Origin of the sequence: Micromonospora sp. H33 (assembly GCF_052068455.1) — a bacterium.
Classification (GTDB): domain Bacteria; phylum Actinomycetota; class Actinomycetes; order Mycobacteriales; family Micromonosporaceae; genus Micromonospora.
In genome coordinates this window covers 1043656-1065796 of the sequence record NZ_JBQHDE010000001.1, presented here as the reverse complement: position 1 = coordinate 1065796, position 22141 = coordinate 1043656, and the positions used below count along the sequence as shown (strand labels likewise).

17 protein-coding genes are annotated in these 22141 nt (G+C 72.1%); 10 read left to right on the top strand and 7 right to left on the bottom strand.

Going from position 1 to position 22141, the window contains the following annotated elements; translation table 11 throughout:
• Positions 1–153: 153 nt before the first annotated feature.
• A complete protein-coding gene (locus ACTMS0_RS05040) occupies positions 154–558 on the top strand; it encodes an LppU/SCO3897 family protein (protein WP_441154013.1) in 405 nt (134 codons plus the stop codon).
• A gap of 152 nt (positions 559–710) precedes the next feature.
• Entirely contained in the window at positions 711–1952 is a 1242-nt protein-coding gene (locus ACTMS0_RS05035; protein ID WP_441153870.1) for an AAA family ATPase, read from the top strand.
• A 15-nt stretch (positions 1953–1967) separates the two neighbouring features.
• Here the strand turns inward: ACTMS0_RS05035 and ACTMS0_RS05030 are convergent, their stop codons facing one another.
• Entirely contained in the window at positions 1968–2513 is a 546-nt protein-coding gene (locus ACTMS0_RS05030; protein ID WP_441153869.1) for a GNAT family N-acetyltransferase, read from the bottom strand.
• Between the two features lie 135 nt (positions 2514–2648).
• Here ACTMS0_RS05030 and ACTMS0_RS05025 point away from each other — a divergent pair, with 135 nt between their 5' ends.
• Both ACTMS0_RS05025 and ACTMS0_RS05020 read left to right on the top strand, forming a co-directional pair.
• On the top strand, positions 2649–3194 hold the full coding sequence (locus ACTMS0_RS05025) for a DoxX family protein (protein ID WP_441153868.1): 546 nt from the start codon (positions 2649–2651) through the stop codon (positions 3192–3194).
• A 217-nt stretch (positions 3195–3411) separates the two neighbouring features.
• Positions 3412–4845: a glycosyltransferase 87 family protein gene (locus ACTMS0_RS05020; RefSeq protein WP_441153867.1), complete on the top strand. Its 1434-nt coding sequence runs from the start codon at positions 3412–3414 to the stop codon at positions 4843–4845.
• A gap of 112 nt (positions 4846–4957) precedes the next feature.
• Here the strand turns inward: ACTMS0_RS05020 and ACTMS0_RS05015 are convergent, their stop codons facing one another.
• From ACTMS0_RS05015 to ACTMS0_RS04995, 5 genes are all read right to left on the bottom strand, one after another.
• Positions 4958–5386, bottom strand: a complete 429-nt coding sequence (locus ACTMS0_RS05015) for a molybdenum cofactor biosynthesis protein MoaE (protein WP_441153866.1) — start codon at positions 5384–5386, stop codon at positions 4958–4960.
• Positions 5383–6642 (bottom strand): molybdopterin molybdotransferase MoeA, encoded by a 1260-nt coding sequence (locus ACTMS0_RS05010; RefSeq protein ID WP_441153865.1) that lies wholly within the window; start codon positions 6640–6642, stop codon positions 5383–5385. The genes ACTMS0_RS05015 and ACTMS0_RS05010 overlap by 4 nt, the downstream gene beginning before the upstream one ends.
• A gap of 170 nt (positions 6643–6812) precedes the next feature.
• Positions 6813–7283: a MogA/MoaB family molybdenum cofactor biosynthesis protein gene (locus ACTMS0_RS05005; protein WP_441153864.1), complete on the bottom strand. Its 471-nt coding sequence runs from the start codon at positions 7281–7283 to the stop codon at positions 6813–6815.
• On the bottom strand, positions 7280–7771 hold the full coding sequence (moaC, locus tag ACTMS0_RS05000) for a cyclic pyranopterin monophosphate synthase MoaC (RefSeq protein WP_441153863.1): 492 nt from the start codon (positions 7769–7771) through the stop codon (positions 7280–7282). The genes ACTMS0_RS05005 and moaC overlap by 4 nt, the downstream gene beginning before the upstream one ends.
• A gap of 284 nt (positions 7772–8055) precedes the next feature.
• On the bottom strand, positions 8056–11034 hold the full coding sequence (locus ACTMS0_RS04995) for a BTAD domain-containing putative transcriptional regulator (protein WP_441153862.1): 2979 nt from the start codon (positions 11032–11034) through the stop codon (positions 8056–8058).
• Positions 11035–11605: 571 nt separating this feature from the next.
• Here ACTMS0_RS04995 and ACTMS0_RS04990 point away from each other — a divergent pair.
• The 5 genes from ACTMS0_RS04990 to ACTMS0_RS04970 all read left to right on the top strand — a co-directional run bounded on the left by ACTMS0_RS04990 (position 11606) and on the right by ACTMS0_RS04970 (position 17363).
• The gene (locus ACTMS0_RS04990; protein ID WP_441153861.1) at positions 11606–14110 is read left to right on the top strand and encodes a putative bifunctional diguanylate cyclase/phosphodiesterase; all 2505 of its coding nucleotides are present in this window, start codon (positions 11606–11608) and stop codon (positions 14108–14110) included.
• A 33-nt stretch (positions 14111–14143) separates the two neighbouring features.
• Complete coding sequence (locus ACTMS0_RS04985; RefSeq protein WP_441153860.1) at positions 14144–15538, top strand: glycosyltransferase 87 family protein; 1395 nt, start codon at positions 14144–14146, stop codon at positions 15536–15538.
• Positions 15539–15541: 3 nt separating this feature from the next.
• Entirely contained in the window at positions 15542–16174 is a 633-nt protein-coding gene (locus ACTMS0_RS04980; protein ID WP_441153859.1) for a phosphoribosyltransferase, read from the top strand.
• 19 nt (positions 16175–16193) lie between these two features.
• On the top strand, positions 16194–16595 hold the full coding sequence (locus ACTMS0_RS04975; protein ID WP_441153858.1) for a zf-TFIIB domain-containing protein: 402 nt from the start codon (positions 16194–16196) through the stop codon (positions 16593–16595).
• A gap of 93 nt (positions 16596–16688) precedes the next feature.
• Positions 16689–17363 (top strand): maleylpyruvate isomerase N-terminal domain-containing protein, encoded by a 675-nt coding sequence (locus ACTMS0_RS04970; protein WP_441153857.1) that lies wholly within the window; start codon positions 16689–16691, stop codon positions 17361–17363.
• Between the two features lie 362 nt (positions 17364–17725).
• Here the strand turns inward: ACTMS0_RS04970 and dnaB are convergent, their stop codons facing one another.
• Positions 17726–20134, bottom strand: coding sequence for a replicative DNA helicase (dnaB, locus tag ACTMS0_RS04965; RefSeq protein WP_441153856.1), 2409 nt, complete (start codon positions 20132–20134; stop codon positions 17726–17728).
• A gap of 398 nt (positions 20135–20532) precedes the next feature.
• Here dnaB and ACTMS0_RS04960 point away from each other — a divergent pair, with 398 nt between their 5' ends.
• Positions 20533–22065: a hypothetical protein gene (locus tag ACTMS0_RS04960; RefSeq protein ID WP_441153855.1), complete on the top strand. Its 1533-nt coding sequence runs from the start codon at positions 20533–20535 to the stop codon at positions 22063–22065.
• Positions 22066–22141 lie beyond the last annotated feature (76 nt).

Genomic DNA, 22141 nt, shown 5'->3' with positions numbered 1-22141 from the left:
CCGGCCGGTCCGACGCCCGGCGGGTTCCCCTCGGCCGGCTCCCCACCCGGCCCGGTCCCGCCGGGTCCGGCACCGGCCGGCGGGCCCTGGGCCGCACCCGCGGGGTACCCCGTGGCCCCGGCACCCGCGAAGAAGCGCGGCGGTCGGATCGCACTGATCATCGGGCTGGTCGTGCTGCTCCTTCTCTGCCCCTGTCTCGGCCTGGTCGGCTGGGGGGTGTGGCAGGTCGCCGACGACGAGACGTCGGTCGCGCCCCCCGCCCCGACCGCTCCGGCGGAGCCGACCGGGGACCCGCTGCCGACCGTCGAGCCGACCCCGACCGAGGACGAGGGCGACGACTTCGCCAAGGGCGACTGCGTGGTCAACGACGGGACCGACGACGACGCCGAACTGCGCAAGGTGCCCTGTGGTCCGAACACGTACGAGGTGCTGCTGCGCATCCCCGCCACGGCCGACGGGGACCGCTGCGAGGTCCTCGCGCCGCAGGCCACCGCCAACTACGTCCACGACAACTCGGTGAACCTGCTCGACTACGTGCTCTGCCTGAAGGAGCGCTGATTGCCGAAACTAGGGCTGTCTAGCGTGGACGCTAGACAGCCCTAGTTTTGTGTCGACAGCCAGAGAGATCGCCGGACGACTCCCCGACACGCCGGTAGCCCCATCTACGGATGTCTAGCCTCGCCGCTAGACGGCCCGATACTCTCCGATGCGTGGATCCGGTCCGCAACCCGTACGCCCCGGGCGCCGGCCAGCGTCCGCCCGAACTGGCCGGGCGGGGGCGCGAGCTGGACGTCTTCGACATCGTGCTGGAACGGATCGCCCGGGGTCGGCCCGAGCGGAGCCTGATGCTCACCGGCCTGCGCGGAGTGGGCAAGACCGTGCTGCTCAACACGCTGCGCTCGCAGGCGATCAACCGGCTCTGGGGCAGCGGCAAGATCGAGGCCCGGCCCGACCAGTCGCTGCGCCGCCCGATCGCCGCCGCACTGCACATGGCGGTCCGCGAGCTGGCACCCCGGCACCGCGCCCCGGACCGGATCGACGCCTTCCTCGGCGTCCTGAAGGCCTTCGCGCAGCGCTCGGCCCCGAGCGGGCGCGGCGGCGCGGGGCCGAAGCTGCGCGACCGCTGGCAACCCGGCATCGACGTGCCCGCCGCCAGCGGCCGGGCCGACTCCGGCGACATCGAGATCGACCTGGTCGAGCTGCTCTCCGACGCCGCCGCGATCGCCGAGGACGTCGGCACCGGCATCGCCATCTTCATCGACGAGATGCAGGATCTCGGCCCCGAGGACGTCTCGGCGCTCTGCGCCGCCTGCCACGAGCTGTCCCAGCTCGGTTCACCGCTGATCGTGGTCGGCGCCGGCCTGCCGCACCTGCCGGCCGTCCTCAGTGCCGCCAAGTCGTACTCCGAGCGGCTCTTCCGCTACCAGCGCATCGACCGGCTGGACCGGATCGCCGCCGATCAGGCGCTGTGCGCGCCGGCCGAGCGCGAGGAGGTCGAGTACGAGCAGAAGGCGCTCGACCTGCTCTACGAGAAGTCCGGCGGCTACCCGTACTTCGTCCAGGCGTACGGGAAGGCGACCTGGGACCACGCGCCCCGCTCGCCGATCACCGCCGCCGACGTGCGGGTCGCGGCCCCCGAGGCGGAGGCGGAGCTGGCGGTCGGCTTCTTCGGCTCCCGCTTCGAGCGGGCCACCCCGGCCGAGCGCGAGTACATGCGGGCCATGGCGACGCTGTCCCTGGTCGAGGGCGAGACCGACGGCGGCGGTCGGGACGACATGGACGCCGCCGTCCCGACGGCCGAGATCGCCCGCGCCCTGGGCCGCAAGCCCGCGAGTCTCTCCCCGGCCCGGGACGCCCTGATCAAGAAGGGCCTCATCTACTCCGGTGAGCGCGGCACCGTCGCCTTCACGGTCCCCCACTTCGGCCGCTACCTGCGTACCCAACCGGCCTGACCCCCGCCTCGGGAGTTACACCTTGGACCACGGGGGCGGGAAGAGCACCTCGCCCTGCGGGGGCGGGCCCTCCCCGCTGGTGGAGGGGGGCAGCGCGAGCGCCTGCCACGGCTCCCCCAAGCCGGACCAGGGGCTGGTGAGGCCCATCTGGTCGGCGCGGCCGAAGCCGAACCGCCGGTAGTACGCGGGGTCGCCGAGCACCACCACCAGGCGCTCACCCAGCTCGGTCGCCGCGTCGAGGGCGGCCTGCACCACCGCCGCGCCCAGCCCGATGCGCTGCCGGTGCGGGGCGACCGCCACCGGGCCGAGGGCCAGCGCGGGCGCATCGCCCCCGTCGGAGCGCACCCGGACCCGGGTGAGCAGGGCGTAGCCGACGACCTCGCCCCCGTACTCGGCGACCATGGCCAGCTCCGGCAGCCAGGCGTCGCTCCCGCGCAGCTCGTCGACGAGGCCCACCTCGGGTGGCGTGGACACGTCCGGGCGGGCGAAGGCGGCGGCCAGCACGCGACGGACCGCGCCGGTGTCGGCCGGGTCCTCCGGGCGGAGCCGCAGTGTCGTCACGCCGGGGAGGTTACCCGTCAGCCGGGGTCCATCCGTGACGGTCGCTCGAATCGGCGTGGCGGAGGAGTCACTGTCGACCGATCCGGATCGGCCGTTGCCGGGGTAGCGGCGGGCACGACGGGGTATGACTGACCCATGAAACCCGTACGCTCCCTCGCCCGTGCCATGCTGAGCGGCATCTTCGTCGTCAGTGGGGTCCGGAACTTCGCCAACCCGGATCGGCTCGTCGCGGCCGCCAAGCCGGTGACCGAACGGGTGACCCCACTGCTGGAGCGGGCCCACCCCCGCATCCCCACCGACACCGAGACGCTGGTCCGGGCCAACGCGGCGGTGCAGCTCGGCGCCGGCCTGATGCTCGCCACCGGGAGGTTCACCCGGCCGGCGGCGCTGGTGTTGGCGGGCACCCTGGTCCCGGTCACGATCGCCGGTCATCCCTTCTGGAACAACGACGACCCGGCAACGAAGGTCAACAACCAGGTCCACTTCCTCAAGAACCTCGGCCTGTTCGGCGGGCTTCTGCTCGCCGCCGCCGACACCGAGGGGAAGCCGGGTCTGCGGTGGCGCACCGGCCACCGGATCGGCCACTCGCGACGTTCGGTGCAGCGAGCTGTCCGTACCGCCCGCCGAGAAGCCCGGATCGCCGTACGATCAGCAGCGACGGCTCGACGACTTCCTGGTTGACCTGCGTCGATCCTCCCCCTCCGTCGACCTCCACCCGGGTCAACGCCACGAAACTCGGCGAACCACCCGCTAGGCGTTAACGCGGTGGAAATGTCAAAAACTTGTGTGGGATCGGACACGGTCGCATAACGCGGGAGGCACTGACGTGAGGGGTCGTTCTAGGCTCCGTACCGGACCTGGACGGGTAGGACGACCTTGGTACGGGGGTGGCCACGCCATGCCGACGCCTGTCGGTGGACGTGTGGACCGCCTCGCCCAAGTCCGTCGCGTTACGCGTGGGATCGATCGCAGGACAGTCGTACGGACCGGCATCGTGGCCGCCGTCGCCTACGCCGCATGGCTCGCCATCGCCGCGTTCGGGCGGCCGTACAACTTCTTCGACATGAAGATCTACCACGGCGCGGTGGTGTGGTGGGCGAGCGGCCACGAGCTGTACGGGTTCATCGCGCCCGGCACGACCCTCGGGTTCACGTACCCGCCGTTCGCGGGGCTCGTCATGCTCCCGATGGCACACCTTCCGGTGGAGCTGGCCGGTCTGGTCAACGCCGCGGCGAGCATCGCCGCGCTGGCCGTCGTCCTGGCCGGGCTGCTCCGCCCGATCGTCGACCGGCTGGGCTGGCCCCTCTGGTACACGGTGGCGATCGCGACGCCGTGCGCCGCGGCCCTCGAACCGGCGCGCGAGACCCTCGGCTACGGCCAGGTCAACCTGCTTCTCTTCGCGCTGGTCATGGCCGACCTGATCGGTCTGCGCTGGCGCGCCCGCCGGGGCACGCATGTCGCCCCCACGGACGGTCTGCTGCTGCGCTTCGTCTACAGCGGCGCCTGGGCCGGCGTCGGCATCGGCCTCGCCACCGCCGTCAAGCTGACCCCGGCCCTCTTCATCGTCTACCTAATGATCACGCGTCAGTGGCGCGCGGCGACGACGGCCGTCGCCACGGTGGTGGCCGTGACGGTCGGCTCCTTCGCTCTGGTCGGCCCGGAGTCGCGGGCCTACTTCGGCGGGGTGCTCTGGCAGACCGAGCGGGTCGGTGCCGCCGACATGACCCCCAACCAGTCGCTGGCCGGGCTGCTCGCCCGGCTGTACGACTCGATCGAGACGCCGGGGCTGCTCTGGTTCGCGTTCGCGATCCTGATGCTCGCGCTCGGCCTGTCCCGCGCCGCCAACGCGCGCGCGGACGGCGACGAGCTGACCGCGTTCACCCTGGTCGGGCTCACCACGAGCGTGATCAGCCCGATCTCCTGGACGCACCACCTCGTGTGGGTGATCCCGGCGATCATCGTGCTGGCCGACGCCGCGCTCCGCCGGCGCGATGCCAGCCGGGGTCTCGCCGCCCGGGCCGGACTGGGTGGGCTGCCGGGGGTGAACGGCCTCCGCTCCCCGATCTGGTACCCGACGTTGACGGGGCTCCGGCACGGGGTCGCCGCCGTGGTCCTCTACCTGCTCTTCCTGGTCTCGCCGATCTGGCCGTACGAGCACCAACTCCCCGAGGTGTCCCACTACCAGGACGGCCTCTTCGGCGCCCTGATGGAAAACTCGCTGGCGCTGGCGCTGATCGTGCTGGTGGCCGCGCTGCCGTGGCGGCCCGGGGCGGAGCCGGTCTTCTACGGCGACCGGGCCGGCCGCCCGGGCGCGCTGGTCACCCGCCGCTGACGCCCCCGCCCACCGCGCGTCGCCGGTCGCCCGGGCGTCGCCGGTCGCCCGCGGTGCCAGGACACGTCGTGCCGGGAGACGCCGCTACCGGGCGCGGCGGGCCGGTCGGCCGTCAGGGGCAGTTGACCCACTCCTCGGTGCCGTCGGCGAATACCTGGCGCTTCCAGATCGGCAGGCGCGCCTTCACCTCGTCGACCAGGCGGGCGCACGCGGCGAACGCGGCGGCCCGGTGCGCCGTGCTGACCGCCGCCACCAGCGCCACGTCGCCGATCTCCAGCGGGCCGATCCGGTGCGACACCGCCACCGCGAACACGTCGGGGTCGGCCGCGATCTCGGCGGCGACCTCGCGCAGCACCCGCTCGGCGCTCGGGTGCCCCTCGTACTCCAGGCTGGTCACGGCGCGGCCGTGGTCGTGGTCGCGCACCACACCCTGGAACGACACGACCGCACCGGCCCGGCGGTCGGCGACCGCCGCCTCGTGCGCGGCCAGATCGAGCGGGCGTTCGGTCACCTCGCCGAACGCGACGACGGGCGCGGTCACCACGCACGCTCCCCGGGCAGCAGCGGCAGCGGCACGACCGGCACCCGGTCCCCGGGCTCCCCGGACGTGCCCGGGCGGATCACCGCGAATCCGTCGGCGCCGGCCAGCCCCCGCAGCATCGCCGACCCGACGTGCCGGACCGGATGGGCGGTGCCGGCCGTACGGTCCAGCCGCACCAGCGCGAGGTGCATGTAGCCGCCCCGGCCGCGGATCGGCTCGGCGAGCGTCGCCGATGGCAGCGCCGGCATCGGCCGGCCGGTGAGACCGGCCAGCAGCGGGGCGACCAGCGACACCAGGGCGACGACGGCGGATTGCGGGTTGCCGGGGAGCCCGGCGACGAACCGCACCCGGCCGTCGGCGCCGACCAGCCGGGCCAGCAGCATCGGGAAACCGGGCCGCACTGCGACGGTGTTGACCACGTAGTCCGCGCCCAACGCCTCCAGCGCGGGGTGCAGGTGGTCGACCGGGCCGTGCATCGTGCCACCCGTGGTGCACACTAGGTCGGCGTCGGCCAGCGCGCCCCGCAGCGCGGCCACGTGCGCGGGCAGCGTGTCCGCCACCGGCCCCACCACGTCGGAGGGGCGCACCACGCACCCGTAGCGGCGCAGCCAGGCCGGCACCGACGGCCCCAGCGCGTCCCGGACCCGGCCGGCGGCGGGCGGGCCCGCCGTCAGCAACTCGTCACCGAAGACCAGCAGCGCGGCGCGCGGCTGCCGCCGGACCGGCAGCGTGTCGTGCCCGCAGGAGGCGGCCAGGCCGATCACCGCCGGGTCCGCGGGGGTGCCGGCGGGAAGAAGTTCCTCCCCGTCGTACGCCTCCTCGCCGGGCTCGCGCCACTCCGGCGCCGGCCGCGGCGTGCCGGCCACCCGGCCGTCCGGCGTACGGCTCGACTCCTCGACCCGCAGCACCGCCGTAGTCCCCTCCGGGACCATCGCCCCGGTCGCGATCTCGACGGTCGTCCCGTCCTCCGCCAGCGGCGCCGGGGTGCTGCCGGCCAGCACCCGCCCGACCACCCGCCACGGGCCGGCACCGCGCACCGCCCAGCCGTCCACGCTGGAGGTGGGGAACGCCGGCAGCGCCGTCCGGGTGGTCAACGGCTCGGCCAGGGTGTGCCCGTCGATCTCGGCGAGTGGCCGGCCGACAGCGGGCAGCGCGGCGGCGAGGCCCACCGCGTACACCCGCGAGCGCGCCTCCTCCCACCCGGCGGGCGGGGGCGCGGCGACCCGATCGGCGGCCGATGCGGTTTCCGTGCTCACCGGACGAGCGTATCCGGGTGGCCTCCCCGCCGCCGGTCCAGTGGGTCGGGCGGACCATCCAGTGGTCGCCGGTTGGGCCGGTCGACGGCCACCCGGCCCGGACCGCGGGCGCCCCGGCCGGTGGTGGGCCCGGTCGACGGCCACCCGGCCCGGAGCGGCGGGCGGTCCGGTCAGTGGTCGCCGCCGCGGATCTGGTCGACGGCGTGGGCCAGGATCGGGCCGAGCACGGCGAGCCCGTCGCGGGCGCCGCCGGTCGAGCCGGGCAGGTTGACCACCAGTGTCCGGCCCAGCACGCCGGCCACCCCCCGCGACAGCACCGAGGTGGGCATCCGGTCTCGGCTGTACGCGCGGATCGCCTCGGCGATGCCGGGGATCTCGTGGTCGAGCAGCGCCCGGGTCACCTCGGGAGTGCGATCGGACGGGTTGATGCCGGTGCCGCCGCTGGTCACCACGACGTCCACCCCGTCAGCGGCGGCGGCGCGCAGCGCCGCCCCGACCGGATCGCCGTCCGGCACCACCACCGGCTCGCCCACCTCGCAGCCCAGCTCCCGCAGACCGGCGGCGAGCAGGGGGCCGCTGGTGTCCGCGTACACACCGGCGGAGGCGCGGTTGGAGGCCACGATGACGCGCGCCCGGATCACGGCCGGTCCTCCGGACGGACCCACTCACCGGTCTTGCCACCCTCCTTGCGCAGCACCCGAACGGCGTCCACGGAGGCCGCCGGGTCGACGGCCTTCACCATGTCCACCAGCGCCAGGCCGGCGACCGCGACGGCGGTGAGCGCCTCCATCTCGACGCCGGTACGGTCCGCCGTACGCGCCGTCGCGGTGATCTCGACGGTGTCCTCGGTGAGGGTCAGGTCGACGGTGACGCCGTGCAGGGCGATGGGGTGGCAGAGCGGGATCAGGTCGGGGGTCCGCTTCGCGCCCATGATGCCGGCCAGCCGGCCGACGGCGAGCGCGTCGCCCTTCGGCAGCCCGTCCCGCCGCAGCAGGTCGACGACCTCGGTCGTGGTGCGGAGCCGGCCGGCGGCGACCGCGAGCCGCCCGGTGACCGACTTGGCGGAGACGTCGACCATGCGGGCCGCACCGGCCGCGTCGACGTGGGTGAGCTGCGCAGGATCCGTCACGCCGGCGAGCCTATCCGCCCCGGGGGCGACAAGGATGGGTCGGCGGCGGCTCACCCCGCGGGCGGGAGTTCCGGAAGGCCGCCGAGCTTCGCGGCCCGGCGGGGCGGCACCGACGCCCCTGTCGCCTCGTTCGACCCGCCGCCGAGGTCGCTGGGGGATGACCCCGACGGCGGGCGCTCCGGCGATCCAGGTTCTGCCCCGAGTCAGAACCTCCCCCGTTCGCCGACGCGGCCGAGGCTAGCGGCGACGGCGATAAGAAATCGATAAGCCAGGGTTTCAGCAGCTCAACGGGGTTGCGCCGGGTCGCCCGCGATCTCGGCGAGGCGGCGCTCGACCTCGAACCGCTCCGGTACGCCCATCCGCTGGAAGATCGCCGACGCCCGCTCCCAGTACCGCTTCGCCGCGTCGACATCCTGCGCCACGGCGAGGCCAGCCAGGCCCGCCAACGCCCGCCCCTGCTCGTACGGGTGCGAGATGCGGGTGGCCAGAGCAAGTGCGGCGGAGAATTTCTCGGTTGATCCGTCGGTGTCACCTAGCAGGTCGAGGGTACTTCCCAGTTCGTTGAGGGCCGCTGCCTGCACGTGCCGCTCCCCCGATTCGAGCGCCAGGCGCAACGCGAGTTCGTGCTGTCGCACCGAGGCCGAAAGCCGCCCCAGACCACGCAGAGCGACGCCGAGATCATTCTGCACCTCTGCCTCCGCATACCGATGGCCCGTGCGGTCCCTCAGCATCAGCGATGCCCGCAATATGCGAATGGCTGCGGCATGCTTGCCCATCCGTGCCTTGACGGATCCGATGTGACCGAGGGCGTTGGTGATGTGGAAGTAGTTGCCGTGGGCTCGTGCCCAGTACAAGTGCAGTCGGTGGACATGCAACGCGTCCTCGTACCGACCGAGCGTCGTCAGCGCAAGACCGAGGTTGGGCAGGTTGGCAGGAATCTCGTCCGGTCGGTAACCCCGGGGATCCCGGATCGAGGCGATTCCGACCGCGACGGCGGCCTCGAGATCGCCCCGCAGCCAGTACACGACCACCAGATTGGCCCGGAACCTGAACAGGTTCGGCCGATCGCGCTCGCGTTCGCTGATGGCAACAGCAGTGGTCAGGAGTTCCAACGCGTCCCGATAGTTGCCGGTCCGCACGTAGGCGGACGCGAGGTAGTTGCACATCAGGGCGGTGGCGGCCGGGTCGTCTGCTGATCGGGCGGCCGCCAGGCCGAGTCGGTGCGTGTGGATGATGTCGTCGAAGTAGGCGCGCATGTAGCAGAAACGCCAGATGGTCCGGGTCAGTCGCCACGTTTGGTTGTGAAAGCCAGCCTGGTGAGCCCGGCCCACAAGAGCAACGATTGTGGAACGCTCCTCTTCGAACCACTCGATGCCCCGTCTGCTCACCGTCAGGAGATCGGGGCGACGAGGCTCTCCCATGGAAACCTGCGCGCGAGCGAGCCCGTCCTCAAGCACATCAGCTGCCGACAGTGACGCGTGCAGAATAAAGTCCAACAGGTGGGCAAGCGCCATTTCGCGCCGTTTCGGGGTGTCACATTCCATCGACAGCTCGGCAGCGTAATGACGGATCAGGTCATGCATGCGATATCGCCCCCTCGCCACCTCCTCCACAAGATGACCGTCGATCAGTTCATCGAGCGCCTCTGCTGTGCGGACCAGCGACTCATCGCTGATCGCCGCTGCCAGGGGCAGCGTGAACTCGCGGCCGGGATGGACGCTGAGCAGCCGGAACATCTGCTTCGCCGAAGGGCTTGTCGGCTCGTACGACGTGGCGAAGGCGCCCGCCAGGTTGCGCTCCTCCACGGTCATTCGCAGCAGACCGCCGGTCCCGTCCGCGAGTAGACGCGCCAGGTCACTGAGCCGCCAGGCCGGACGATGAGCAAGTCGCGCTCCGGCGAGTCTGATCGCCAGCGGCAGTCGGCCGCAGTACCGGACCACCGCCGCCGCGGCGGCCCGTTCGGCCAGCACCCGAGGCCCTCCCGCCGCCGAGGCGAGCAGCGCGATCCCCTCCTCCTCCGTCATGGGTGGCAGCGACTCCGGCGGCCGGGCGTCGAGACCGGCAAGTCGCCGGCGCGAGGTAACGATCACCACGGCGCCGGCAGCGACCGGAAGGATCGGACGCACCTGTTCGGTGCTCGCGGCGTTGTCGAGGAGTACGACGACCCGTCGACTCGCCAACTCTCGTCGCCAGAGATCGATCCGATCGTCCAGGTCAACAGGTATCCGGCCGCCAGGCACCCCCAGTTGCCGAAGAAGGACGGCAAGCGCCGCCGCCGACTCGACTGGCGTCTCCTTCCCGTGGCCGCCAAGGTCGATGAACAGCTGCGCGTCCGGGTATCGAACGGCGAGGAGGCGAGCCAGATGCACCGCCAGCGTCGTCTTGCCGCTGCCGGCCATACCGTCGATGAGGTGGACCGCAGAACTTCGGTCCTCGATCTGTCCGGTTTCCAGAAGCAGGCGGTCGATTACGTCAGTCCGTCCGATGAAGTCCGGCACCGCTCGCGGAAGCCGGTCGACCTGCTCTCCGCGCCGCCCTCCCTCCGATACCGACGACCGCTCCTCGGGCTCCAACCTGGCGTGCGGGTTCATGACGGAGGTACCGGCGGTGCTCCCGGCGAGGATCGCCTTTCGAAGCATCCGCAGCTCCGTGCCGGGCTCGACACCCAGGTGGCGAGCCAGAATCTGCCGCGCCGACGCGTATGCCGAGAGGGCGCCGGAACGGTCACCGTGACGATGGAGGGCCTCCACGAGAAGGGCATGGGCCGACTCACGGAGCGGCTCACGAGCAAGCAGGTCCCGGAGCGCGAAGACAGCCCGCTCGGGTCGTCCGAGTCCGATCCACAGTCGGGCGAGAAGTTCGACCGCATCACACCGCTGTTCTTCGGCGGCCGCTACGCGGCCGGCGAGAACGGGGCCGAGCGGAAGTCCCGCGAGCATCCGTCCCTGCCACCGGCCGAGCGCCCGGTTGAGCAGTTTTTCGGCATGTTCCAGACTCCCCCTGTTGATCAGGGTCCGGGCCTGCGCGCAGTCAGCGGTGAACTGGATGAGGTCGAGTTGGCACGCGCGGAGCTGCAGGCGGTAGGCGTTTCCCTGCCTGACGACCAGCGCGCCCTCGGAGCCGGCCGCCGCCTGGAATGCCCGGCGCAGGTTAGCGGCGTACGTCCGAACGTTCGGCACGGCGGACCGCGGTGGCCCATCGGGCCACAACTCATCGACGAGTTCGTCGACCGTCACCAGATGTTCAGGCTCGGTGGTCAGCATGGCCAGGACGGTTCGCTGCTTCGGCGTTCCGAGTGGGAGCTCGTCGGACGAGGCCCGCACCGACAGCCCGCCGAGAACGCGTATCTCCACTGGCCTCAACTCCGGCGGCGGATAAGCAAGACGCGGGATGTCGAGCTTAGTCCCCGGAACAAGGGCGCGATGGCCCGGTGGTTGTGGGTTGCCGCCAGCAGGGCCGTCAGTCATCCCACGTCAATACGGACCAAACTGTGGAGGAAAAACCAAAGCGGGATCGTCACACTGTCGATAGCGCCGCCAACACACAGATATGGCCCAAGGCGACTCCGCGATTGCGGAGCGAACGGAAGCATCGCGTCAGCAGTCAAGAACGGAACGTAGCGGCCTGTCGACATATTGGCTCATTTTGCATATAAAGACATTTATCGGTCGAAAGCTGGCGCTAAGCCACTTAAGCTGACCCCAACGTCAACTAAGACCAGCTGGGGGTCGAAATGAACTCGCACGAATGGGGCTGAGCCACCTACTTAAAGGGGCTCGATGACAGTAGTCTTGCGGAGCGTAGGCCCTCTCAGTGTCGACGCGAGGACGTTGGGTGGCTCCACAAGATCGACAGACCGGGACCGATCAGCGGCTACGGCTGCTAGTCGGTCTCGTCGTCGTCTTCGCTGCCGGGGCCGCAACAGTCTCGGTAGCCCTTCTGGTTCAGAATCCGGTACGGGACACGGCCATCGTCGGGGCGGCTCTCGTCTTCCTCATATCCCTGGGCTTCACAGTCAAGGTTCGCATCCGCATACGTGCCACACAGCACTACATCGCCTGGACCGAGACTGCGATCATGATCGGCCTTGCCTTGGCACCGACCCCGCTCGTGGTGGTGTCGACAGGCATCGGCGTCGCGATCGGCACCGCCCTGACGCGGATACCGCCCTTCAAAGCGGTATTCGGTGTCGGTAAGAACATGATCGTGGCCACAGCGGCAGGCCTGGTCCTGCACGGCACCGGCCAGAGCATCAGCGGCGACGGTCTTGTCGCGGTCATCGCACCACTCGCCATCGCCTACCTGGCGGCAGTGGTGATCGACGAACTGATCACCCTGCCGGTGATCGCCATAGCGACCGGCACTCGGCTCAGCTCGCTGTTCTACCAGGACTGGGATCTTCGGCTGACTGACTCCTTCGCGCGGCTCCTGGTCGTCGTGGGCACGGTTCTGACGCTCCGGATGGACAACCGACTTCTCCTGGCCGTGCCGCCACTGGTGCTCAGCCTGCACCTGCTCTACTCCAACCGGGTGAAGGCCCGCACCGAGCAGCAGGCGTGGCAGCGGCTCGCCCGCACCACCGACGCGCTCAACGTCGTCGATCTCGACCAGGTCCTCACCACCGCCGTCACGCAGGCCGCCGAGCTGTTCAGCGCCGACGAGGTGGAGATCGAGCTGCGCGAGGGCGACCGCACGGTACGCGGCGGGGCCGGCACGATCACCTACGACGGGCCGGCCGCCGAGCCGACCACGGTCGACGGCACCGTGCTGACCACCCCCCTGGAGGGTCACGACCGGGCCGTCGGCGTCGGGACGCTGCGGCTGCGGTTCCGCGGCCCGGTGCAGCTCTCCGAACGCGAGCAGTACACGCTGCGCACCTTCGCGTCGGCGCTCTGCACGGCGGTGCGCAACGCGCAGGCGTACGCGGAACTGGCCCGGATCGCCGACGAGCACGCGTACGCGGCCACGCACGACGCGCTGACCGGGCTGGCGAACCGCCGGCACCTGCTCGACCAGGGCACCGAGCAGCTCAGCACCCGGCACGCCGAAGGGGTGACCGCTCTCGTCCTGATCGACCTGAACCACTTCAAGGAGGTCAACGACACGCTCGGGCACGCCGCGGGGGACCAGGTGCTCGTGCAGGTCGCCGAGCGGCTGAGCGGTGCCGCCCAGCCCACCGACCTGGTGGCGAGGCTGGGTGGCGACGAGTTCGCCGTACTCCTGCGGGGGCTGCCGGCCCCGGCGGTGGCCGCGCACCGCGCGGAGACCCTGCTCAGCACGTTGCACGAGCCGTTCGACCTCGACGGCATGCGGATCAGCGTCGAGGCGAGCGGCGGCATCGCCGCCGCACCCGCGACCGGCGGCATGGCCGAGCTGCTGCGCCGCGCCGACGTCGCGATGTACCAGGCGAAGCGGGCCGGCCAGCGCATCTCCACGTACGCCCCGAACCGGGACACCGCCGACGTCGCCCGGCTCACCCTCGGCGGGGACCTGCCCCGGGCCGTGGCCGACCAGGAGTTCACCGTCAACTTCCAGCCGATCGTCGACCTCGGCACCGGCGCCGTGACCGGCGCGGAGGCGCTGGCCCGGTGGCACCACCCGACCCACGGCATGATCGACCCACTGCGCTTCCTCGAGGCCGTGGAGCGCTCCGGCCTGCTGCCCGCGTTCGCCGAGGCGATCCTCGACCAGGCGCTCGTCGCCGCGGCGACCTGGCGGGACGCCGGGTTCGACGTGCCGGTGGCGGTCAACGTGTCGCCCCGCAGCCTCCTCGACGCCCGCTTCCCCGGCTCGGTGGCGGCCCGCCTGCGGGCCCACGACCTGCCACCGGACAGCCTGGTGCTGGAACTGACCGAGACGCTCACCCTCAGCCAGCTCGACGTCGTCGACCGGGTGCTCAGCCGGCTCCGCGACGAAGGCGTCCGGCTGGCCCTCGACGACTTCGGCACCGGTTACTCGTCGCTCTCGCTGCTCTCCCGCATCCCCGTTCACGAGCTGAAGATCGACCGCAGCTTCGTGACCGAGATGGAGAGCTCCGCCGAAGCCGCCGCGGTCATCCGCTCCACGCTCGATCTCGGGCGCAGCCTCGACCTGACCGTGATCGCCGAAGGTGTGGAGAACGAACCGCAGCGCCGCGCCCTGTGGGAGCTGGGCTGCACGGGCGGCCAGGGCCACCTCTTCGCACGGCCGATGCCCGCCGGCACGCTGCTGGCGGCGCTGCGGCGCGGCTCCGGCGGCCGCCCCGGCCTACTCGCGGCGCCGCTGCACGACGCCGGTGCCGTCGTACGCCTCCCGGCCAGCCGCCGGTCCGCCACCCGCGGCCGCAACCAGCCGGCCTGATCCCCGACCGCGCGGTCTGCCAGACTGGCCCGCGTGACCGTCGCCGCCCCGACCGTCCGCCGCCGCGGCTGGCGCGCCCTCGACACCGCTGGCGCCGGTCTCGCCCTCGACCTGACCCTGTACGCCGTTTCGGCGGCGTTCGCCGCGGTCACCGCGCTGACCTCGACGCTGCTGCCGCACCGGGCCTGGGGCGCGGTCGCCGCCGCCGGCTACCTGCTCGCCAGCCTCGCTGTCGCCGCCCAGCTCCTGATCCGGCGCCGCCACCCGGCCTCGCCGCTGATCGATCTCCCCGCCCGCTGGGCGGTCACCACGTTCGCCTGGGCCACGACCGCCCTACTCCCGGTGGTTCTCCAGAGCGTCGAGCGGGCCGGCGGGCGGACCGACCGGGCACAGGAGGAGGTGATCGTCGTCGAGGAGTCCGGGCGCCGCCTGGTCGACACCGGAACCCCCTACCTCGGGCACGACGCGATCGCCGCACTGCCGCCCGGGGAACAGTTGCTCGGCTACACCCCGTACCAGCCGGGCATGGCCCTCTTCGGCCTGCCCCGGGCCGCCGTCGACGCGGCGTGGACCGACGCCCGGGTGTGGTTCGCGTTCGCCACCGCCGTGGCGCTCGCGCTCGCCGTGCGTACCCTCCGGCGAAGCGGCACCCCCGGCGAGCCGGGCGGACCCGACGCGGCCGTGCTGCGCGCGGTCCAGGCCGCCACCGTGCTGCCGGTCTGCGCGCTCACCCTCGCCACCGGCGGCGACGACCTTCCCGTTCTCGCGCTCTGCCTGCTCGCGCTCGCGTTCGCCGCCGCCGACCGGCCCGGCCGAGCCGGCGTGGCCGTCGGTCTGGCCGGCGCTCTCAAGCTGTTCGCCTGGCCCGTCGCCCTCGTACTGATCATCTGGGGTGCGACCCGACGGGCCGGTCGCCGCGTCGCCGCCAGCGCCGTCGGTCTGCCGGTCGCCGCGCTCCTGCCCGTGCTGCTCGTCGACCGTGACGCGCTGGTGGAGAACGTGCTCCGCTTCCCGCTCGGCCACGGTCTGGTCACCAGCCCCGCGCAGTCACCCTTCCCCGGCCACCTCGTCGCCACCACGCTGCCGGCCGGCCGCGCGATCGCCGTCGGGCTCCTGCTCGCCGCCGGGCTGGCGATCGCCGTCCGGCTCGCCCGCCGACCGCCCCGCACCGCCGCCGACACGGCGCTCGTCTGCGGGTACGGGCTGCTCGCCGCGATCCTGCTCATGCCCTCCACCCGGTTCGGCTACCTGCTCTACCCGCTGGCTTTCCTGGCCTGGGCGCCCGCGCTCGCCCGTTCCGACTCGGCCGACTCTGCCCACCCGGCGGGATCGGTCGGCTCGGTGGGCTCGGTCGGCTCGGCGGAACCGGTGGGCTCGGCCAGATCGGCCAACCACCGGGCGGAGGACGCCGACACGGCGTACACCTGAGGGATGACCACCTACCGAGACCGGGCCGAAGCGGGACGGATGCTCGCCGACCGGCTCACCGCCCTCGTCGGCGACCCGGACGTCATGGTCCTCGGCCTGGTACGCGGCGGCGTGCCCGTGGCCGAGGTGATCGCCCAGCGGCTCGGCGCTCCCCTCGACGTCCTCGTCGTCCGCAAGCTCGGCATGCCCTGGGCCCGGGAGGTCGCCTTCGGCGCCCTCGGCCCCGGTGGGGTGCAGGTGCTCAACGACATCGTCGCGAGCCGGCTCAGCCCCGAGGACATCGCCGAGGTTCGCCAGCGCGAGCAGGCCGAGCTGGAACGGCGCGAACGCCTCTACCGCGCCGGCCGGCCACCGCTGGGCCTCACCGACCGCACCGCTGTGATCGTCGACGACGGTCTCGCCACCGGGGCAACCGCCCGCGCCGCCGTCCAGGTCGCCCGCCACCTCGGCGCCCGCCGGGTCATCGTGGCCGTGCCGGTCGGCTCGCAGGAGGCGTACGAGATGCTCTCCGCCGAGGCCGACCAGGTCGTCTGCCCGCAGCATCCGGCCGAGTTCATGGCGGTCAGCGCGTACTACGACGACTTCCACGAGGTCTCCGACGACGAAGTCATCGACGCGCTGAAGACGACCGCGTGAGTCGACCAGGTACGGTCGGGTGATGAGCCTCACCTGTCCCAAGTGTCACGGAGAAATGCGCCAGTACGAGCGCAGCGGCGTCGTCATCGACCAGTGCGGCGAGTGCCGGGGGATCTTCCTCGACCGCGGCGAACTGGAGAAGCTGTTCGAGGCGGAGGCCAACTGGAACCGCCAGCAGGCCGCGCCCGCCCCCGCCCATCCCGGGCAGCCCGCCCACCAGCAGGGCGGCTATCCGCCGCCGCCACCGCCCGCCCCGGCTCCCCACCAGCCCGGCTACGGCGCGGTGCCGCCACCGCCCCCGCCCGCCCATGGCTACCCGCCGGCCCCCGCGTACGGCGGCCACGGGCAGCAGCACCACGGCTACCACGGCCACTACCGGCGCAAGAAGCACAAGAGCTTCCTCGACGAGATGTTCGGCTGAGCCGGACGAGCGGCTTCACACGGGTGTGAGGACGGGGAACCGCCCTTCCTCGCACCCGTGCGCGGTCGTGCGGCCCGTGCGACGCTGCGTCCCATGACGTCCCACCGGCAGCAGCACATCGCGCTGGCGCAGGCGTACGACGGGATCACCCGGATCGTCGCCGACCTCGACGACGCCGACCTGCAACGGCCCACCCGCTGCCGAGGTTGGCTCGTCGCCGACCTGCTCCTGCACCTCGTCGGCGACGCCCAGCGTGCCCTCGTCGCGCTCGCCAGCCCCGCCGACGGCCCGCCCGACGTGGACGACGTCACCTACTGGCACACGTTCCCGCCCGGCGACGGCTCCCGGCACGCCTGGTGGGTCCGCCGCTCCGCCGCCGCCTTCGAACGGCCCAGCGGCGTGGTCCGGCTCTGGACCGACACCGCCCCCGCCGCCGTCCGCGCGGCCGCCGCCGCGGAGCCCACCGGCTGCGTCACCACCCAGGGTCACGTGCTGCGCGTACCCGACCTGCTGGCGACGCTCGCCACCGAGGCCGTCGTCCACCACCTCGACCTGGTGGTGGACCTGCCCGCCGCACCCCCGCCCGGCCCGGAGGCGACCCGGGTCGCGGTGGCGACCATGGACGGGCTGCTCAGCGACGACGCCGTCCGCCCGGCGGGCTGGGACGATCACGAGTACCTGCTCAAGGCCACCGGGCGGCTCCCGCTCACCGACCGGGACCGCCTCGAACTCGGCGAGGTCGCCGGCTGGTTCCCCCTGCCCGGCTAACGGGTGGGCTGCTCGCCGAAGAGGGCTCAGGTGAGCTGCGCGGGCAGTCCGAAGGCTGTCAGCAGGTCGGCGCAGTGCACCCGCAACTCCCGCCGGTACCGCTCCACCAGGCCGCCGAACGCCACCTCGTCGCCGTCTCTCATCGCCGCATCCTCGCTGGTACGTACACCGCCCGTCGTCATGTCCCCACCCCGCTCCGGCTCGACACTGTCACCATGTGACGGCCGGAGCCGGGAAAGCCCCGAACCGCTTGTCGGGAAATTCCCATAGGACTGCGCGATGCTGCTGAGGGATTCCCCAGCCAAGGCCCGATCGAACGGCCGCAGTTCGCTCTGCCGCCGACAGCCGCGCGCCTGTCTGCCTCACACGATCGCCATGTCCACGAAGCGCGACAGGTGGAGCTGCGCCGCCACCGTCACTGTGTCGGTAGGACCATTCCGATGCTTGGCGATTATGAAGTCCGCCTCCCCGGCCCGCGGCGACTCCTTGTCGTAGTAGTCGTCGCGGTGGAGAAGGATGACAACGTCGGCATCCTGCTCAATCGAGCCACTTTCACGCAAATCGGACAGCTGGGGGCGCTTGTCGGTGCGTTGCTCCGGGCCACGGTTCAGCTGACTGACCGCGATGACCGGGCACTCGACCTCCTTGGCGAGCAGCTTGAGGCCACGCGACAGGTCGGCCACCTCCTGCTGCCGGCTCTCGGTGCGCTTCGGCGAGGTCATCAGCTGGAGGTAGTCGACGACGATGAGCTTCAGGTCGTGCTTCTGCTTGAGCCGCCGCGCCTTCGCCCGGATCTCCATCAGGTTCATGCTCGGCGTGTCGTCGACGAAGAGCGGTGCCTCGCTGATCTCACCCATGCACCGGGCGAGCTTCGTCCAGTCGTCGTCGGAGAGCTGACCACTGCGCAGCACGTGCAGCGGCACCCGGGCCTCGGCCGAGAGCAGTCGCATGACGATCTCGACCTTGCTCATTTCCAGCGAGAAGATCGCCGAGGCCTGGTTGGTCCGGATAGCCGCGTTGCGGGCGAAGTCCATGCTCGCCGTGCTGTTGTGCGTAGGGATCATGGCTCGGCCAGCCAGGTACAGGTGGTCCGGGTTGTCGACCGTCACGCAGCGCACCGGCACACTGGGGACCGGCCGGACATTCACGATGTAGCGCGATGCCGTCCGCACGTCCGACGCGGTCCGGCGGCGGGCCGCGTGCGCCGCCCGCTTGCGCTCCATGCGGAAGACCGGGTCCGGGGTGGAGAAATTCAGGGTGTACGCGGTCGAGCTTGCCGCCGTGCGACCCGGGACGGAGTTCGCCGTGACGGTGCAGCGGTAGCCGAGGCTGACCACCAGCTCGCGCACATTCTCGGCGAGGCGCTGGGAGGTGGACGTGTACTGCAGGTTGCCGGTCGGGGAGACGGTGCCGTCCGTGTCCATCAGGCCGGCCAGCAGCTCGCGCCGCTGCGCCTCAGACGCCCGCAGATAGTTCCGAGGGATGTGCTTGTCCGCCGTAGCGGCCTTGGCGTGGCCGTCGCTGAGGTGGACTCCGAGGGTGTATGGCGGAGTCGGCAGGTCCCGTTCCGGAAGTTGAAGTGGCCGGCAGTTCTCCACAGAGTGGTTCAATCGCCGATCCGCCGTGCCCAGTGTGGCCGCGATCTCGGCGGTGGTCACCGTGCCGTCAACGCGTACCGGTGTGGTGTCGGGCCGATCGAGCAACGCCAGAGCCTGCGCCCCTGTGACCAGACGGTCCGGTTCGGCGGCCATCGTGGTGTGCGCCGCCCGCACTATCGCCAACGACGACTCCGACCAGTACCGGCGGGGTCGCTGCTCGGGCTGTCGCCGGCTTGCCCGGGTGGTCTTCCACAGGTGGTCGGCGTCGGCGACGATCACCGAGCCGTCGGAGAACTCGACCTCGTAGCAGGGCCGGCCGTACATGACGTCGAAGGCGGCCGTGACGGTGGTCGGGCGGCCGTCGGCGGCGAGCAAACGGTCACCGACCTTGACCTCGCCCATGGTGGTCCAGCCGTCCGGCGTCGGCAGGGGGGTGTCGAGGGCGAGTGCCTTTCCGAGACCGGGCCTCCCCGCCACGATGATGAGCTGCCCGGGGTGCAGCCCGTTGAGGAGGCGGTCGAGATCGGTGAAGCCGGTGGGCACGCCGGTCATGACGCCGCCCTGGGCGCCGACCGCCTCGATCTCGTCGAGGGTCGGCTGGAGCATGTCGGCGAGGACGGCGAAGTCCTCGCTGACCCGCCGCTCGGTCACGTCGTACACGGCCTGCTGGGCGAGGTCGACGATGTCGTCGACGTCGCGGCTGCCGCCGGCGGCGGTGCCGTAGCCGAGCTGGACGATGCGGGTGCCGGCCTCGACGAGCCGGCGGAGCACGGCTCGCTCGCTGACGATGCGCGCGTAGTACGCGGCGTTTGCCGCGGTGGGCACGCTGGCGATCAGGGTGTGCAGGTAGGGCGCGCCGCCGATCCGGACCAGGTCGCCGGAGTCGGCCAGGGCCGCCGCCACGGTGATCGAGTCGGCGGGCTCGCCCCGGCCGTAGATCTCCAGGATCGTGTCGAAGATCGTGGCGTGGATCGGCCGGTAGAAGTCGTTGCTCTTCAGGATCTCGACGACGTCGGCGATGGCGTCCTTGGAGAGCAGCATGCCGCCCAGCACGCACTGCTCGGCGGCGATGTCCTGCGGTGGCGTCTTGTCGAACTGGCCGTCGCGCTGCGCCGGTGCGGGCGGCTGCCCTCCGGAGCGCGGGTCCGCCCGCATGTCGTCGGTGACCGACACGGTCCCCCCTCCACGCCGTCGGATCCTCGTCCCAGCTCTACCGCCGCGGTACGACAAAACTTGCCGACCTGCCGTGCGATCGGGGGTCATCGTGCGGTGGGCCGGGTGGTCACCATACGGAACCCGGGGTCAGCCGCTCAACAGCGCCGGTGGACGAGTCTCGGGACAACCTGTGGACACCGGTGGACGAGCATGTGCGCAGCGTGTGCACAGGCTGTGGACAACGGTTGGGGAATTCGGCCCGACACGGCTGTGAGCTGGGAAGATGTCATCCCCACCCTGTGGAGGACAAAATCTCGGCCAGACTCCGGCCTCATTTGTCCCGTACTATCTCCACCATCGGCTACACCTGGACAGCGGATATTGCGCTTTCGGTTGAGAAGGGTCACGCTCCGGCCGTGAGTTACCGGGACTGGGGACGCGGAGAGGATGGTCCGCGCGGGCGACGCTCGATCGCCCGCTGGGACGACCCCGCCGACCGGCCGGTCGACCCCTACGCGTCGGGCTCCGGTGACTACCGCACCCCGAGCCGCCGACGTGCGATCGAGCGCGGCCAGCAGGAGCCGGTCGACGCGTACCTGCCGCGCTGGGCCCTGGAGTCCGGCGTTCGGCGCGCCGACGGCGGCGGGCGGCACGCGGCCCCGGACGACGACGATGACGGGTACGAGCTGGACGCTCCCCGTTCAACGGGGGGTTGGCAGGCCACCGAGACGACGAGCGGTTGGCGCCGCGTCGCCGAGACGAGCTGGCGGGAGACGCCGGCGATCGGCGCCGCCCCGGATTCCGACCACACCCGGGAGTGGACCTTCGACCGTCCACAGGAGCAGGGGTACGTGGGGAGCCGGCGGGCGGACGACGAGCCGGTATCCGACGTGGGTCGGCAGACGCGGCCGAGGCGCGCGACGTCCCGCCGCCCTCAGGTGGTGTGGTCGGGCATCGAGGAGACGGAGGAGCCGGCCGAGCCGGGGCCGGCGTGGTCCGCGGAGCGGCCGGGCCGGCGGAGCCGCCGGTCGGCCACGCCACCGCCCGCGGTGGATCCCTGGGACCGGGAGGCGCGGCGCGCGGCGGAGCTGGAGGAGTCGTCGTACCGGCCCGCCGTCGACCCGTGGGACGCGTCCGGCGTGCACGCCTGGCAGCCGGTTGACGAGGTGGACCGCTGGGGGCGCGCCGACACCCCGGGCCGGTGGCAGCAGCCCGACGACACCGCCCAGTGGCAGCAGCCGGACAGCACCGGCCAGTGGGACCGGTACACCGAGCCGCGGTGGGACCGGACGGAGGTGCCCCGTTCGGACGGCGGCACCGGTGGTTGGTCGTGGTCGACGCGGGACGACCGGGAGGAGGGTTTCTGGTCGGGCACCCGGTTGGCCGGGGACGACCCCCGGTGGATGGACCCCCCGCCGTCGGCTCCACGCTCGCCGGTCGTCGCGTACACGGCTCCCCGGCCGCGCACGGCACCGCGGCGGCGGGTCGAGCCCCAGCCGGCCGCTCCCGCGGCCACGATTGCGTCGGTCCGGCGCCGGATCGAGACGGTGGGTACTGGCCCGTGGGCCCGTCGTATCGAGGACGACCTGCTCGATCCGGATCCGGGTGGGCCACTTCGGCCGCTGCTCTACACGGCGGCGTGCTATCTCCTGCCGGCGATAGTGATCTTCGTCTGGCTGTTGACGCTGGACGGGTCTGCGCCGCCGGGGTGTGTCACGGACATCAGTGGCGGGGGGTGCGACTCACCGCGGTCGCGGGCGCTCGGTTCGCTGGTGGAGGCTATGCCGCGGTTCGGGTTGGCGTTGGCCAGCAGCCTCGTCGTGGCGTTGCTGCTGCGCCGGGTCGGGACGACCTGGCGTGCGGCCACCGTGGCGCTGGCGGCGGCGGTCGTCGGCGGGGGCCTGTCGACGGTGATGATCAGCGCGGTCACCGGTCAGCCGATCGGCTGACGGCGGCCATCCGGCCCACGTAACGCCTTCCCGCGACGGAAACCGCTCCGGTGCTGGAGAAACGACAGGGCCCGCG

Excerpts from the sequence above, each read along its gene's own strand:
- ACTMS0_RS04995 (WP_441153862.1), bottom strand. The coding sequence starts at position 11,034 with ATGCTGACCACCGAGCCTGAACATCTGGTGACGGTCGACGAACTCGTC.
- ACTMS0_RS04970 (WP_441153857.1), top strand. The coding sequence starts at position 16,689 with ATGACGTCCCACCGGCAGCAGCACATCGCGCTGGCGCAGGCGTACGAC.
- ACTMS0_RS05025 (WP_441153868.1), top strand. The coding sequence starts at position 2,649 with ATGAAACCCGTACGCTCCCTCGCCCGTGCCATGCTGAGCGGCATCTTC.
- ACTMS0_RS04980 (WP_441153859.1), top strand. The coding sequence starts at position 15,542 with ATGACCACCTACCGAGACCGGGCCGAAGCGGGACGGATGCTCGCCGAC.
- ACTMS0_RS05020 (WP_441153867.1), top strand. The coding sequence starts at position 3,412 with ATGCCGACGCCTGTCGGTGGACGTGTGGACCGCCTCGCCCAAGTCCGT.